Annotated in this window: 12 protein-coding genes; 9 read left to right on the forward strand and 3 right to left on the reverse strand. The window is 71.8% G+C overall.

From position 1 onward, the window contains the following. Positions 1–332: 332 nt before the first annotated feature. Entirely contained in the window at positions 333–992 is a 660-nt protein-coding gene (locus ACZ6D7_RS28725; protein WP_469496829.1) for an RNA polymerase sigma factor, read from the forward strand. Continuing rightward, positions 992–2,485, forward strand: coding sequence for a hypothetical protein (locus ACZ6D7_RS28730; RefSeq protein WP_469496712.1), 1,494 nt, complete (start codon positions 992–994; stop codon positions 2,483–2,485). The genes ACZ6D7_RS28725 and ACZ6D7_RS28730 overlap by 1 nt, the downstream gene beginning before the upstream one ends. A gap of 199 nt (positions 2,486–2,684) precedes the next feature. Here the strand turns inward: ACZ6D7_RS28730 and ACZ6D7_RS28735 are convergent, their stop codons facing one another. Then, entirely contained in the window at positions 2,685–3,542 is an 858-nt protein-coding gene (locus ACZ6D7_RS28735) for a L,D-transpeptidase family protein (RefSeq protein ID WP_469496714.1), read from the reverse strand. Between the two features lie 124 nt (positions 3,543–3,666). On the opposite strand from ACZ6D7_RS28735, the gene ACZ6D7_RS28740 reads away from it, so the two are divergent. From ACZ6D7_RS28740 to leuE, 3 genes are all read left to right on the forward strand, one after another. Next, positions 3,667–5,247: an acyl-CoA mutase large subunit family protein gene (locus ACZ6D7_RS28740; RefSeq protein ID WP_469496716.1), complete on the forward strand. Its 1,581-nt coding sequence runs from the start codon at positions 3,667–3,669 to the stop codon at positions 5,245–5,247. A 92-nt stretch (positions 5,248–5,339) separates the two neighbouring features. After that, complete coding sequence (locus tag ACZ6D7_RS28745; RefSeq protein ID WP_469496719.1) at positions 5,340–5,921, forward strand: Uma2 family endonuclease; 582 nt, start codon at positions 5,340–5,342, stop codon at positions 5,919–5,921. Between the two features lie 30 nt (positions 5,922–5,951). Then, positions 5,952–6,599, forward strand: a complete 648-nt coding sequence (gene leuE / locus ACZ6D7_RS28750) for a leucine efflux protein LeuE (protein WP_469496721.1) — start codon at positions 5,952–5,954, stop codon at positions 6,597–6,599. A gap of 4 nt (positions 6,600–6,603) precedes the next feature. Here the strand turns inward: leuE and ACZ6D7_RS28755 are convergent, their stop codons facing one another. Then, positions 6,604–7,962 (reverse strand): FAD-dependent monooxygenase, encoded by a 1,359-nt coding sequence (locus tag ACZ6D7_RS28755; RefSeq protein ID WP_469496832.1) that lies wholly within the window; start codon positions 7,960–7,962, stop codon positions 6,604–6,606. Positions 7,963–8,026: 64 nt separating this feature from the next. On the opposite strand from ACZ6D7_RS28755, the gene ACZ6D7_RS28760 reads away from it, so the two are divergent. Further along, complete coding sequence (locus ACZ6D7_RS28760) at positions 8,027–8,677, forward strand: TetR/AcrR family transcriptional regulator C-terminal domain-containing protein (protein WP_469496724.1); 651 nt, start codon at positions 8,027–8,029, stop codon at positions 8,675–8,677. A gap of 26 nt (positions 8,678–8,703) precedes the next feature. Here ACZ6D7_RS28760 and ACZ6D7_RS28765 read toward each other — a convergent pair whose 3' ends face one another. Beyond that, positions 8,704–9,831: an acyltransferase family protein gene (locus ACZ6D7_RS28765; protein WP_469496727.1), complete on the reverse strand. Its 1,128-nt coding sequence runs from the start codon at positions 9,829–9,831 to the stop codon at positions 8,704–8,706. Between the two features lie 310 nt (positions 9,832–10,141). Here ACZ6D7_RS28765 and ACZ6D7_RS28770 point away from each other — a divergent pair, with 310 nt between their 5' ends. Genes ACZ6D7_RS28770 through ACZ6D7_RS28780 form a run of 3 tightly spaced genes read left to right on the forward strand, consistent with a single transcriptional unit; the run spans position 10,142 to position 15,535 of the window. Then, positions 10,142–11,515 (forward strand): glycosyltransferase family 29 protein, encoded by a 1,374-nt coding sequence (locus ACZ6D7_RS28770; protein ID WP_469496729.1) that lies wholly within the window; start codon positions 10,142–10,144, stop codon positions 11,513–11,515. After that, positions 11,512–13,848, forward strand: coding sequence for a glycosyltransferase (locus tag ACZ6D7_RS28775; protein ID WP_469496733.1), 2,337 nt, complete (start codon positions 11,512–11,514; stop codon positions 13,846–13,848). The genes ACZ6D7_RS28770 and ACZ6D7_RS28775 overlap by 4 nt, the downstream gene beginning before the upstream one ends. A gap of 4 nt (positions 13,849–13,852) precedes the next feature. Then, positions 13,853–15,535, forward strand: coding sequence for a hypothetical protein (locus ACZ6D7_RS28780; protein ID WP_469496735.1), 1,683 nt, complete (start codon positions 13,853–13,855; stop codon positions 15,533–15,535). The last annotated feature ends 29 nt before the right edge of the window (positions 15,536–15,564 follow it).

The following is a 15,564-nucleotide window of genomic DNA, read 5'->3' on the forward strand; positions in this document are numbered from 1 at the left end:
GCTTACTGGAACACGCCCCCCTGACGTGCTGCCAAGGCAACGGCCGGGGCCGCCACCCCCCACAGGAGAGGCCCCGGCCGTCGCGCGGCACGGGCCGCGCGGCGACCCGTACTCCCTACAGCGCCATGAGTGCGTTTTCTGTCACACCCCCGGACCGGGATTCCCGCGTCGATTCCCGCGTCACGAGTTAGTTGCATGTTGTACGGACATGGACGACTGGCGGTTTCAGGTCGTAACGTGCCTTTCGCGCCGGACGGCCAAGCGGCATGACCACCGCAACGACCAGCGGTCCCGAGACCGCGACCGCCAACATCGACCGAGGAAACCACGACGTGGGGGACGACGCGGAGCTCACAGCCGCGGTGCTCGCGGCACAGCACGGGGACGAGAGCGCGTTCCGGGCTGTGTACCGCACGGTGCACCCGCGCCTGCTCGGGTACGTACGCACACTCGTCGGCGAACCCGACGCCGAGGACGTCGCCTCCGAGTCCTGGCTCCAGATCGCCCGGGACCTCGAACGGTTCAGCGGCGACGCGGACCGCTTCCGCGGCTGGGCCGCCCGGATCGCCCGCAACCGCGCGCTGGACCACATACGCATGCGCGGGCGGCGCCCCGCGATCGGCGGCGACGAGACCGAGCTGGCCGGGCGGGCCGCCGAGTCCGACACCGCCGGCGAGGCCATCGAGGCGCTCGCCACCGGCCGCACCCTCGACCTCATCGCGCGGCTGCCGCAGGACCAGGCGGAGGCCGTCGTGCTGCGGGTCGTGATGGGCCTGGACGCCAAGACCGCCGCCGAGACGCTCGGCAAACGGCCCGGTGCCGTGCGCACGGCCGCGCACCGCGGTCTGAAGAAGCTCGCCGAGCTGCTCGGCGACGATCCGGAGACGGCCGGCGTGCTCGACGCACTGCCGCCCCAGCGCGACCCGCGCTCGCGCGCGGTGACGTCCGCGAGTGTGACGCATGCGCGCACGCGGACGCAGAAGGACATGTGATGGCCGACAAGCAGGACAGGTGGCTCGACCGCGACACGGCGGAGCGTCTGCTGCGCGGCGACTCACCCGACAACGCTGTCGGTGCCACGGCCTCCAGAACCACCCGCGACCAGGCCGAACGCCTCGCCAGAACACTGTCCGCGCTGTCCTCCCCGGCCACCGCGCTCCCACCCGGCGACGAGGAACTCCCGGGCGAGGCGGCGGCCTTGGCGGCGTTCCGCGAGGCCCGAGCGGCCCGCGACGCCCGCGCGGCGCGTACGGCGAGTGACACCCGGGCCGCCGGTGACGTGCGTGCGGTCGGTGGCGTGCAGGACGTCGGTGACGTGCGTGCGGCCGGCGAGGCGGCGGCACTGGCCGCGTTCCGCCGGGCCCGTACGCCCGACGCGGCCCACGCCGGCCGAGCCGCCCGCGAGACGCACGCCGTGGACGAGCTGTTCGACCTCCGCGCCGCCCACGAGACCCGCGCCGCGGACGAGGCCGTTGCCGTCGGTGAGCGGGTCGCCTCCGTCGCCATTCCCCGCCCCCGTGGCGCCGCGCTCGCGTCCGGCGCGTCCGGCGCGTCCGGTGCGTCCGACGGCGGGCTGGTGCGGATCGGCGGACAGCCTCCCCGGACCCGGGCGGCGGCCGTCGGCGGGCGGTCCCGCTGGAGCCGGACCGCCCGGCTCTCGCTGGCCGCCGCGCTCGCCGTGGGCCTGGCCGGCGGGGTCGCGGTCGCGGCCGGTACCGGTGTGCTGCCGGGCCCCTTCGGCGGCGGTGAGCCGGCTCGGCCCGGTGCCTCCGTCTCGGCCCCCGCGAACCCCGAGCAGCCGTTGGTCTCCCCCGAGCCGGACGCCACCGGCAAGGGCACGGCCCCGGCGACGCCCGACGCCGGCGCGAGCACCGGTGCCCCCGGCGCCGAGGCCCCCGGGAACACCGACACCGACACCGACGACGACACCTCCGCCGCCCCGGACCGCAAGGGCACCGTTCCGAGCGGCGTGACCTCCTCCTGCCGTGACGTCCGCGCCGGCCGGACGCCGGACGCCGAGCGCCGCCGGACCCTGGAACGCCTGGCGGGCGGTCCGTCGCGGGTACGGACGTACTGCGCGGACGTCCTCAAGGGCACCGCGGGCCGGACCGATTCCCGGGGCGACACGCGCGAGAGCGGCAGGAGCACGTTCGGCCGGGACGGCCAGGGCACGGACGCCCGCGACAGCCGTCAGGGCGACGACGACTCCGGCGGCCAGGACGACAGACCCGGCCGCGCGGGCGGGAACGACGGCGGCAAGGACGGAAACGACGGCAGGGACGGCGACGACGGTGACGGCGACGGTCACCGCGGCGACCGTGACGACCGTGACGGCCGTGACGGCCGCGAGGGCTCGTCCCACGGCGGCCACTCCCACGACGGCAACGGCAACGACGGCAACCGCAACGGCCACGGCGGAACCGACAGCACCGGTCACAGCGGAAACGGCCACAGCGGAAACGGCCACCGCCAGAACGGCCGCTGACCTGCGCTGTTCCCACCCGCTGAAGAATTTTCCGCGACGGGTGTGACGTTTTCCGCGGCTCCGACGCAGTAACAAGTGAGCCGACTGGTCATCGGCCCTCGCACTGAGCCGGGGTTCCCCCCGTACCGACGGCTCGTGCACCTGGCGCGGGCGGGACACGTTCCCCCGGTCCCGCTCGCGCCCCACTCCTCCTACCGGATCACCAGGACACGACGACCTTGTCGCCGTTCCTCACCTGCGCGAAGAGCCGCGCGATCGCCGCCTCGTCCCGTACGTTCACACAGCCGTGCGAGGCACCGGCGTACCCCCGGGCCGCGAAGTCGGCCGAGTAGTGCACCGCCTGGCCGCCGCTGAAGAACATCGCGTACGGCATCGGCGAGTCGTAGAGCGTGGACACATGGTGGCGGGACTTCCAGTACACGTGGAACACGCCCTCCCGGGTGGGCGTGTACTGCGAGCCGAACCGGACCGACAGCGTCGACACGGTCCGTCCGTCGATCATCCAGCGCAGGGTGCGGCTGGTCTTGTCGATGCACAGCACCCGCCCCGTCAGACACCGCGGGTCGGGTGCCGCGGCCGGCTGGCCGCCCATCAGGTACAGCTCCCACTCGCTCGGTTCACGGGTCATCCGCACCAGCCGCTGCCAGGTGACCGTGTCGGTCCGCCCGGTCCGTGGCAGCCCGCGCTTGCCCTGGAACCCCTTCACGGCCTCCTCGGTGGCCGCGCCGTACGTGCCCGTCGGCCCCTCGAAGAGCCACGCCACCTGCCGCAGCCGGGCCTGGAGTTCACGGACGTCCGGCCCGGTGTCGCCACGGGACCACAGGACGGCGGGGGCGGGGGACGGCGTGGCGCTCGGGGTGGGGGATTCGCTCGGCTTGTCGTCGACGCCGGCGCCCGGCGCCGGTGTCCGTGCCGGTGCCTGCGACGTCCCGGTGACGTCGATGTGGACGGGCGAGCGTGCCCCGCCGTCCGTCTCCCGCGCCTGCACGGTACAGCCGCACACCGTCGCCAGGGCCGCCGTGCCGGCCAGGGCGGTGATCGATCTCCGGATCCGCATGCCTGAGATGTTCCCCCCGGATGACGCCCCGCGAACGGACCGGCATGGTGGTGAACGGGACGGAATCCCGTCCGTGAGGAAGGTCCCCGCGTCCCCGCGGCACTCAATGGGAGGCATCACACCAATGGCGCGTGAGTCGGAGTCCGGACTACCCATCGAGCCGGTGTACGGGCCGCAGGCCCTGGCGGGCTGGGACCCCGCCGAGAAGCTCGGCGAACCGGGCGCGTACCCCTTCACCCGGGGCGTCTACCCGTCGATGTACACCGGCCGCCCGTGGACCATGCGCCAGTACGCCGGGTTCGGTACGGCGGTGGAGTCCAACGCCCGCTACCGGCAGCTGATCGCCCACGGCACGACCGGACTGTCGGTCGCCTTCGACCTGCCCACCCAGATGGGCCACGACTCCGACGCCCCGATCGCGCACGGCGAGGTCGGCAAGGTGGGCGTCGCCATCGACTCGATCGACGACATGCGGGTGCTGTTCGACGGGATCCCGCTGGACAGGGTCTCGACGTCGATGACGATCAACGCGCCCGCCGCGCTGCTGCTCCTGCTGTACCAACTGGTCGCCGAGGAGCAGGGCGTCCGCGCGGACCGGTTGACCGGCACGATCCAGAACGACGTGCTGAAGGAGTACATCGCGCGCGGGACGTACATCTTCCCGCCGAAGCCGTCCCTCCGGCTGATCGCCGACATCTTCAAGTACTGCAAGGCCGAGATCCCGAAGTGGAACACCATCTCGATCTCCGGCTACCACATGGCGGAGGCGGGTGCGTCCCCCGCGCAGGAGATCGCGTTCACCCTGGCGGACGGTATCGAGTACGTCCGTACGGCGGTCGCGGCCGGCATGGACGTCGACGACTTCGCGCCGCGTCTCTCCTTCTTCTTCGTGGCGAGGACGACCCTCCTCGAAGAGGTCGCGAAGTTCCGCGCCGCCCGCCGGATCTGGGCGCGGGTGATGCGGGACGAGTTCGGCGCGCGGAACCCCAAGTCGCTGATGCTGCGCTTCCACACCCAGACGGCGGGCGTCCAGCTGACGGCCCAGCAGCCGGAGGTCAACCTGGTCCGGGTCGCGGTCCAGGGCCTCGCGGCGGTCCTCGGCGGCACCCAGTCCCTGCACACGAACTCCTTCGACGAGGCGATCGCGCTCCCGACCGACAAGAGCGCGCGCCTCGCCCTGCGTACGCAGCAGGTCCTGGCGTACGAGACGGACGTGACCGCGACGGTCGACCCCTTCGCCGGGTCGTACGTGATCGAGAGGATGACCGACGACGTCGAGGCGGCCGCTGTCGCGCTGATGCGGAGGGTCGAGGACCTGGGCGGCGCCGTCTCCGCGATCGAGCACGGCTTCCAGAAGTCCGAGATCGAGCACTCCGCCTACCACATCGCCCAGGAGACCGACTCCGGCGAGCGGGTCGTGGTCGGCGTCAACCGCTTCCAGCTCGACGAGGAGGAGCCGTACGAACCGCTGCGCGTGGACCCGGCGATCGAGGCCCAGCAGGCGGAGCGGCTCGCCCGGCTCCGGGCGGAGCGGGACCAGGGGGCGGTCGACTCGGCCCTGGACGCTCTGCGGAAGGCGGCCGAGGGGGAGGACAACGTCCTGTACCCGATGAAGGAGGCGCTGCGGGCCCGCGCGACGGTGGGCGAGGTGTGCGGTGCCCTCCGGGGGGTGTGGGGGACGTATGTGCCGTCGGATGCCTTCTGAGCAGGGCGTTTACTTCGAACGAGTGAACTGACGCGGAAACTTCGCGCCCCCGGTTACGCTCGTGAAGAGTGACCCCTGAAAAGGAGGATGCCGTGGCCGTACTGCAACACGAGCTGACGTTGAGCGAAGCCGCCGACCAGCTTTCCCGTGCACTGCCTGGGCACCGCGTGGAGATTCTCCAGGGGAGGCTCACTGTGACACCGCCGCCGGATGGCTCGCATGCCCTGTCGTTGTCTTGGCTCGTCGTGCAATTCCATACGGCCGGAGCCCGGAAAGCGGGTCTCCGGTACGTACAGGGTGTCGGCATCTGGCTTCCCACGTTGCCCGCAGACTTCGCGATCCCTGACTTCTCCATCGTCGAAGAGGACTTCCGGGACGCCCACGTGACGAAGAACTACTACGCTCCGAACGTCTTCCGACTGGTTGTCGAAGTGACGTCGTCGAACTGGTCCGACGACCTCGGTCCCAAGGTCGAGTGCTACGCCCAGGCCGGTATCCCTGCCTACCTCATCGCCGACCGCAAGCACGACGAGGTGCTCCTCTACACCGACCCGGCCGACGGCGCGTATCCCGACCCTGTCCGCTTCAAGCGGGGGCAGAGCGTGCCGGTCCCCGAGTCCGTCGGTGTCACCCTCGAGCTCTCCGTGGACACCCTTCTGGACGGCGACGACTGACTGTCGTACCCCCGTGCGACACTCGTCCCCATGTTCGGCGTCATCGATCTCCCCACCTATCTCGCGGGCCTGGTCCTCATCGTCCTGCTCCCCGGCCCCAACTCCCTGTACGTCCTCTCCGTCGCCGCCCGGCGCGGTACCCGGGCCGGGTATACGGCCGCGGCCGGTGTGTGGTGCGGGGACACCGTGCTGATGACGCTCTCCGCCGCCGGCGTCGCCTCGCTGTTGCAGGGCAACGCGGTGCTGTTCGGGATCGTGAAGTACGCGGGCGCCGGCTATCTGGCCTGGCTGGCCATCGGCATGCTGCGGGCCGCGTGGGGGATGTGGCGCACCCGGCGGGAGCGCACGCTCCCGGAGGCCGGGGAAGCCGTCTCCGACGAGCGTCCCTTCCGGCGGGCCCTGGTCATCAGCCTCTTCAACCCCAAGGCGATCCTGTTCTTCGTCGCCTTCTTCGTGCAGTTCGTCGACCCGGGGTACGCCTACCCGGCGCTGTCGTTCGTCGTGCTCGGGGCGTTCGCGCAGGCGGCGAGCTTCCTGTATCTCAGCGCGCTGATATTCGGCGGGACCAAGCTCGCGGCGTCCTTCCGGCGGCGCAGGCGGCTGGCGGCGGGGGCCACCTCGGCCGCGGGGGCGCTGTTCCTCGGGTTCGCCGTGAAGCTGACGCTGGCGAGCGCGTGACGCCTCAGGCGCCGGCGCGCGCCCGGTAGTCCGCCATTCCCTCCGCCGTCTCGCCCGCCCAGCCGACATAGCCGTCCGGTCGGACCAGGAACACGCCCTCCGCCAGGGTCAGCAGGGTCCAGTCCGGGCCCCTGAGGCGGTCGAAGAGGCGGACGCCGTCCACCGTCACGTCGGGGACCCGGTCGCCGGCGCGCACGAAACCCGGGTCCCGCCTGGTCTCCTCCGTCAGTGACGAGTCCCGGTAGTCCAGGCCCAGCTGACGGGTGCCCGCGTCGCGGCGGGCCTCGTCCCGGTGGATCGCGGTCGACAGGCCGAGCACCCGCGCGGCGATCGGCCGGCGCTCCTCCTCGTAGGTGTCGAGGAGGCTCTCCGGCGCCCGTCCGCCCAGCACCGCCCCCAGCTTCCAGCCCAGGTTGTACGCGTCCTGGACGCTGGTGTTCAGGCCCTGGCCGCCGGCCGGGGAGTGGATGTGGGCGGCGTCCCCGGCGAGGAGGACCCGGCCCTCGCGGAAGCGGTCCGCCAGGGCCGCGCGCGGGCGGAAGTTCGACGTCCAGCCGACCTCGGTGACGTCCTCGGGCGCGAGATGGGTGCGCTCGCCGACGACCTTGCGGACGCCGTCCGGGGAGAGGTCGATGTCGGTCCCGTCCGGGAACTGCGCCACGAGCTGGAAGTCCTCCGTGCCGGCCAGCGGGCACAGCGCGAGGAAGCCGGTACCCGGCCCGCCCGGCGGGAAGACGTGCCACCACTCCCGCCCCAGCCCCGGAATCCGCACGTCCGCCACCAGCAGCGGATCCGGGTCGACCGTCTCGCCCGTCATCCCGATGCCCAGCGCCCGGCGCACCACCGAGCGGCCCCCGTCGGCGGCGACGGCGTACCGGGCGCGCACCGGCTCGCCGGAGGCGAAGTGCGCCGTCACCCCGTCCGCGTCCTGCTCGACCCGCACCACCTCGTGGCCGAAGAGCACCGCGCCGCCCAGCTCCTCCAGCCGCGCCCGCAGGATCTCCTGGTTGCGCCACTGGGGGACCATCCAGGGCCCGGTGAAGCGCGAGCCCTCCTCGCCGTCCTCCGCCGGGTCGAACATCCGGTGCTCGCCGGCCGGCGAGCCGTCCTGCCAGATCAGGCCCACCGGGTAGGGGCCGCCGACGGCGAGGATCTCGTCGAGGACGCCCAGATCCTCGTAGACCTCCATCGTGCGCGGCTGGATGCCCTTGCCGCGGGAGCCGGGGGCCAGGGTGGCGCCCCGTTCCACCACCAGCGCGCTCACCCCGCGCCGGGCCAGGTCGATGCCGAGGGCGAGGCCCGTGGGGCCCGCCCCGATGACCAGTACGTCCGTGTGTCGTACGCCCGTGTGTCGCACAGCAATCTCCTTAACGTTGTTAAGTGCCGTCGCCCACGAGCGTGCCCTTAACGGCGTTAAACTGTCAAGCGTGACCACCGAACGACGAGCCCCCCTCGACCGCAAGCGCGTCGCGGACACCGCCCTGGCGCTGCTGAACGAGACCGGCCTGGACGGACTGACCCTGCGCGCCATCGCCAGGGAACTCGACGTCAAGGCGCCTGCCCTGTACTGGCACTTCAAGGACAAGCAGGCGCTGCTCGACGAGATGGCGACGGAGATGTACCGGCGGATGGTCGCCGGCGCGCGGCTCGATCCCGGCGACACCTGGCAGGAGCGGCTGCGCAAGGCCAACCGGGGGCTGCGCGAGGCGCTGCTCGCCTATCGCGACGGCGCGAAGGTGTTCAGCGGCTCACGCTTCACCGGCACCGACCACGCCCACCAGATGGAGGAGACGCTGCGGCTGTTCACGGCGGCCGGCTTCACCCTCGGCCAGGCCGTGCGGGCCACGTCGGCCACGTTCGCGTACACCGTCGGCTTCGTCATCGAGGAGCAGGGCGTGCAGCCGCTGCCGGACGAGCGGCGCGAGGGCTACGACGTGGCGGAACGCGCCCGACTGCTCGCCGAGTTCCCGCTGTCGGCACGGGCGGGCGCGGAGATCTTCGCCGACTACGACGAGCATTTCGAGGAGGGGTTGGAGATCGTCGTCGCGGGAATCGGGGTGCGCTACGGAGTTTCCTGAAAAAGGCCCGGCAATTCACCGGGAATTCACCAGCGCGGGGCCGCCAGCGCCTTCCGCAGCCTCGGCGTCAGCCGCTCCTCGACCACCTTGTTCATCACCCACGCCAGGACCAGCATCGAGGCGATGGTCAGCAGGAACGTCGCCGCCGACGGCACCCCCAGCTTCCGGTGCAGCGTCTCGACGACGACCCAGCCCAGGTGCTCGTGCACCAGGTAGAACGGGTAGGTCAGCGCCCCGGCCACGGTCAGCCAGCGCCAGTTCACCCGGTCCAGCCGGCCCAGCGCGATCGCGGCCACGGCGGCGAACCCGAAGGCGACGACCGCGATGATGCCGAAGGACGTGCGGTGCGCGAAGGCGTTCGGGTCGGCCGCGTTCCACAGGCTGCGCACCGCGTAGTGCTGGCCGATCAGGAAGCTCACGACCACGATCCCCCAGGCGTAGGGGTCGCGGCGGTCGCGGTGGACCAGGTACAGGCCGACCCCGCCGACGAAGAACGGCGCGTACTCCGGCATCAGCACGATGTCGAGCAGCGGCTGGTGCGCGCCCTGCGCGATCGCCGCCGCCAGGATCCAGCCCGCGCAGAACAGGATCACCCGGCGCCGGTTCGCGCCCGGCAGCACCACGCACAGCGCGAACAGGGCGTAGAAGCGGACCTCCGCCCACAGCGTCCAGTCCACGCCGAGCACCCGGTCCACGCCCAGCGGCTGCTGAAGCAGGGTCAGGTTCACCAGGGCGTCGCTCGGTGAGACGGTCTCGTAGACGACGAACGGCAGCGCGAAGACGGCGCTCACCAGCAGGACCGCCACCCAGTACGCGGGCATCAGACGGGCCGTGCGGGAGGCGAAGAATGAGCGCAGCGAGCGGCCCCAGCCGCTCATGCAGATGACGAATCCGCTGATCACGAAGAAGACCTGGACGCCGAGGCAGCCGTACGCGAACGGCGTGTGCAGGGTCGGGAACACCCGGGCCGCCGAGGTCCCCCAGGCGTGGGTGATGTCACCGCCGCGGCCGCCGTAGTGGTAGCAGGCCACCATCAGCGCGGCCAGCAGCCGCAGGCCGTCCAGGGCGCGCAGTCGGCCGCCGGACGGTGCCGCCTTCACGGGGGCGGCGGCGATGGGGCTCCCCTGTGTCGTGTTCACGACCGTCTGTGTCACGCCGGTGTACCTCGGAATTCGCATGGGTGCCGTCTATGCGGACTCTATGACGTCACCCGGAAAACTTCTGTTCGACAGTGTCAGCATTCGCCCCCGTGTTCCGAGGGGTTCACCTGGACGTCGTTTTCCTTTCTTACGTTCTCCCAACCTCCCATTGACATGCAGTAGTTCTGTGTCATTTTCATACGTCAGTTCAGATGCCAGGAGAACCATGACGAGGGTCCGCAGCAGAGGGTCAGACACCAGGCCGGAAAGGCCCTCGTCAGCGCCGTCCCCGGTCACGCTGGACGAATGCCTGCGTGCGTGCTCGGTGCACAGCGGCAAGCTGGTCGGCAGCCTCGACCCCCGCCGCCTCGCGCTCGCCGAGGCACTGCGCCAGCTCCTCGCCCTGTGGGCGACCCAGGAGCCGGCCGCGCCGGTCACCGCCACCAGCATCCTGCGGCGCACCAAGGCGGCGACGACCGGCGGCGGCATCAGCAACGGCGTCCTGGACGCCCTGCTCGCCGTCGGCAACAAGGCCGTCGTCTGCGGCTACGACGACGAGCTGAACCTGACCGTGCTCATCACCGACACGATCCTCCACCAGCGCCGCAACTCCCGCGCCGGCTGGCGGCTGCGCGGCCGCGTCCTGGAGGCGCTGGGCCTGCCGGAGGCCGCCGCCGAGGCCTACGAGCGCTACCTCGAGCTGACCAAGGACGACGGCTTCGGCGTCCGCGCCCGCGTCGACGGCATCCACGCCGCCACCAAGGCCCGCACCGAGCTGCTCACCCTCCTGGAGCGCACGGCCCCGGAGGCCGCCCGCTTCGCCGAGGGCCCCGCCACCGACGTCTGGGCCGACGGCCTCGCCGCGCACGCCGCCGGCGACCAGAGCGGCGCCCAGGCCCGTCTGGTCGGCGCCCTGCGCGCGATGGACCGCCAGGGCACGCCGGAGCAGGAGCTCCAGGAGGCCTTCGCCCAGTACCTGGACCTGACCACGGCCCAGCAGCCCCGGCCCACCGCCGAGCTGACCCAGGCCCTCGCCCTCTACGCCGACTCCCGCCGCAACCGGATGCGCGGCCCGGTCCCCGACCCCCTGTTCGGGGGCGTGCAGTGGCTCAGCCTCGGCGAGTTCCGCAACCGGGTCGCCGGAAAGTCGATCTGCCTGATCGCCAACTCCGGCAAGGTCGGCGAGAGCGGCATGGGCTCCCGGATCGACGGCTACGACCTGGTCGTCCGCTTCAACTCGTACCGCATCGACCCGGTGCACACGGGCAAGAAGACCGACATCCACGTCACCATCCACAAGCACGCCTACAACTGGGACCAGCCGGTCGGCATCCGGCTCGTCTTCGGCGGCAACTCGCCCGACTGGAAGTACTCGGTCCGCAACAAGCTCGTCCCGGGCGCCCAGACGTACATCAACGACGAGTCGCTGCGCTGGCCCGTGCGCAACATCGGCGGGTGGACCACCGAGCAGTTCTCGGCCATCCCCACCTCCGGCTTCAACATGCTGTGGCTGCTCGACCACCTCGACGTCAGCCCCACCCTCGACCTGATCGGCTTCGACTTCTACGAGAGCGGCGCCTACCGCCTCCCCGAGGCGATGAAGCTGGCCATCACCAACGTGCACGAATACGGCAGCGAGAAGGCGTGGGTCATGGAACGGGCCCAGAGCGTCTCCGGCATGAGGATTTCCCTGCGATGACGACCACCACACCCGCGATATCCACCCCCGCGGCGCCCGCCACCGACGCCAGCGCCCTGACCGGCAAGCGCCGCATCGCCTTCGCGAGCTTCGTCGACGAGAACTACCTCCCCGGCTTCCTCGTCCTGCTGCGCTCCCTCGCGCTGTCCAACCCGGACGTCTGCGAGGACTTCCTCGTCCTCCACGACGACCTGCGCCCCGCCTCCGTCGCCGCCATCCGCGCCCTTCACCCGCGCGTGCAGTTCCGCCGCGTGGACGCCGGCCACTACGACTCCTACGTCAAGGGCGACCAGGACAACTACCTGGTCCGCAAGGCGTACTTCATCCTCGACGTCTTCCGGATCCGCGACTACGACACCGTGATCACCCTGGACACCGACATGGTGGTCCTCGGCCCGATCGACGACCTGCTCGCGCTGCGCCACGGCCTCGCCGCCGTCCCGCAGTTCTTCTACGGCGACAAGACCCGCATGCTCAACAGCGGTCTGCTCGTCATCCAGAAGGAGTACCTGACCGACGCGTTCTGCGAGAAGATCGACGCGATCGGCCGCAGCGGCACCTACGAGCTGGACAAGCACGACCAGGGCATCCTCAACGCCCTCCTGGACGGCGACTTCGTCGACCTCGACCCCAAGTACAACTTCGTCAAGCGCCGCCTCTCCGGCGACCTCCCGGTCCCCGAGGACACGGCCGTCCTGCACTTCACCGGCCGCCACAAGCCCTGGCAGGGCGGCGAGGCCGGCTACGGACAGGCGCAGGAACGCTGGGCCGAGTTCGAGCTGACCGACGCCGAACTGCACGCCGCCTACCTGGAGGCCGGCGACACCCTCCACCACGACCTGCTGGTGCACTACGGCACCCCGCACGTCGAGCGCACCGGTGACATCGACACCGCCCGCAAGGTCGCCCTCGCCCACATCGGCGCCGGCGACTACCAGGCCGCCGTCGACATCCTGGAGCGCGTGCACCTGCCCATCGACGAGGCCTGGCCGCACGAGGTCTACGGGCACGCCCTGATGAGCGTCTCCCGCTACGACGAGGCCCGGGCCCAGCTCCTGCTGGCCACCGCCGCCCCCAACCGGGCCGCCACCGCCTACGCCCGCCTCGCCCAGATCTCCTGGGTGCACGGCGACGACGACCAGGCCCGCACGTACGCCACGAACGGCCTCACCGTCGACCCGACCCACCGCGCCAGCCGCATCTGGCACCAGCGCACCATCGGCGTCCCCGCCCAGCCCGCCGGCCGCCCCGAGGACCAGCTGGCGCACGTCGCGTTCTACATGGACCGCCAGGGCAACGCCGGCGACAAGCTGCTCCCGGAGAGCGTCCGGCTCGCCTTCGGCCCCGACACCACCTCCCGGCGCTGGCACTCCGTGCACGCCCACCGGCTCTTCGACGAGGCCGCCCTGGAGCGCGTCAACGCCCGCAAGGGCATGGTCATCGGCGGCGGCGGACTGTTCATCCCGGACACCATGCCCAACGGCAACAGCGCCTGGCAGTGGAACGTCCCGGACGAGCTGCTCAGCCGGATCGACGTGCCGATCGCGGTCTACGCCGTCGGCTTCAACGCCTTCGACGGCCAGTCCTACCGCGCCGAGCGCTTCCGCGCCTCGCTCAGGCTGCTCGTCGAGCGCTCGTCCTTCTTCGGCCTGCGCAACCACGGCTCCATCGAGAAGGTCCGGGCGATGCTCCCGGCCCACCTGCACGACAAGGTCCGCTTCCAGCCCTGCCCCACCACGGTCACCCGCCAGCTGGTCGACGGCTGGCAGGACCCGGCGACCCGCGAGGACACCATCCTCCTCAACGCCGCCTACGACCGCGCCGGCCTGCGCTTCGGCCACGACTACGGCTACTTCCTCGCCCAGATGGCCAAGGCCGTCAAGGAACTCGGCGAGCTCGCCCAGGTGAAGTGCGCCGCGCACTCCCTCGACGACGAGAAGCTCGCCTTCGACCTGCGCCGCGAGCACGGCGTGTCGATGCCCGTCATCCCGATGTACGACTTCGACAACGACGAGATCCGCGACCTGTACGCGCGCACCAAGCTGGTCATCGGCATGCGCGGCCACGCGGGCATGATCCCGTTCGGCTGCGGCACGCCCATCATCAGCCTCATCTCGCACCCGAAGATGGCGTACTTCCTGCGCGACATCGACCGCCCCGAATGGGGTGTCTCGGTGCACGACCGCAACCTCGCCGACGTCCTCGTGGAGCGCTCCCGCGACCTGCTCGCCGACCACGACCGCACGGTCGCGGACGTGCACGGCCGGCAGCAGGAGCTGTGGAAGACCACCGAGGCGAACGCCGCCGACCTGCGCGCCATCCTGGGCGGCTGATCCCATGGCGACGACGACCGTCCCGGTCGACGCGCCCGCCGCCGCGCGCGCCCGCCGGTCACCCCTGTGGTGGCCGGCGGCCGCCGTCACGGCCGCGGCGGCCGTCGTGTACACCGTCCTCACCCGGCGCCTCACCGGCGACCTCCAGTACGTCCTCGGCGCCCTGCGGCTGGGCGGCGACGCCGGCTACTCCCCGTCCGAGGTCTTCACCCACCGCCCCTTCTTCTACCGGTGGTTCGTCGCGCTGCTGGACATGCCGACGGCCGGCGGGGTGGTCGTACGGGAGACGATCATCGAGATCGAGGGCGCGGTCGTCGTGGCCGCCGCGGCCTTCGCCCTGTACACGGCACTCCTGCGCCGGGTCGACGCCCGCGAGGCCGCCGTCACGGCCGGCGCCACCGGACTCGTCCTCGTCCTGGCCCCGCGCACCGACTTCCTCCAGCCCGAGTGGACTGCCGTCGTCCTGACGGTCCTGGGCGTCGCCGCCGCCCTCGGCGTCCGCCGCCCCTGGCCCGCCGCCCTGCTCGCCGCGCTCCCGCTGGGCCTCGCGGTGATGATGAAGTACTCCACCGCCTCCACCGCCGCCTTCGGGATCCTGCTGGTCTGGGCCGTGGACCGGGGCCGGGCGGTACGCGTCGCCCTGGTCGCCCTGCCCGGGGCGCTGGCCCTCTTCGGGCTGAGCGTGCTCATCGGCTCCCACGAGTGGCAGTGGACCGAGGACATGCCCCAGATCAACCAGTCGGCGCTCAGCCGCACCGGGATCCGCCCCGGCCACATCCTCGAACGCTCCGTGGACTTCCTGGCCGACCGGGCCGTCCTCACGCCGGTGCTCCTGCTGCTCCCCGGCGCGCTGGTGCTCATCCTGACCCGCGTGCAGGGCCGCGCCCGCCGCCTCGAACTCCTCACGATCGCCACCCTCATCGGCTTCGGCTCGCTGTCCGTGGTGATCGTGCAGGGCAACTGGTTCCTGTACCACGCCGTCCAGTTGACCGTCGTGGCCGCCGCGATGTGGGGCCTCGCGGTGGGCGGCGCGAAGGGCTCACCCCCGTCGTGCTTCGGCGCCGTCTCCCTGCTGTACGGCGCCCTGCCCGTGCTGTACACCCACGCGCCCAAGGGCCTCCAGCGCCCGGCGACGGTGTGGGCGCTCGGGCTGGTCGCCCTGCTGGCGGCGGTGGTCGACGTACGGCTGCGGCGCCCGGCCCCGGCCCGGTCGGCGGCGCTCGTCGCCCTCGCCGGTGTGGTCTGCCTGGCCGGACCGATCTGGCCCGACTCGCCGCACCTGGTGCAGCACGGCAAGGTCTCCTCCACCAGCGCGTCCTTCCTGCGCAACACGGAACGCAAGGAGGCCGACGCCGACCGGCTGCGGGCCCGGATCCCGGCGGGCGCGAAGGTGCTGTACCTGGCCTTCGGCGACACGACGTACTACGTCGGCCACCCGGCTCAGTGCCGCTACCCGATCGCCACCTTCCTCCAGCGCTCCCGCTTCCTCCCGGACGTCGCCCAGCTGACGTCCTTCAAGGAGAACGCGGAGTGCGTCGACCACGACCCGGCGCCGTACGCGATCCTCGACCGCGCCTGGTTCCGGCTCGCCTACGTGGACCCGGGCCTGCGCGCGCGGGTGGAGGCGACCTACGACTGCCCGCCCCTGACGAAGGGCGCGCCGACGGTGGTGTGCACGCGCAAGTGACGGACAAGGGAGGGGCCCCGGTCGGATCG

The sequence above is a fragment of the Streptomyces sp. NPDC041784 genome, assembly GCF_055591025.1.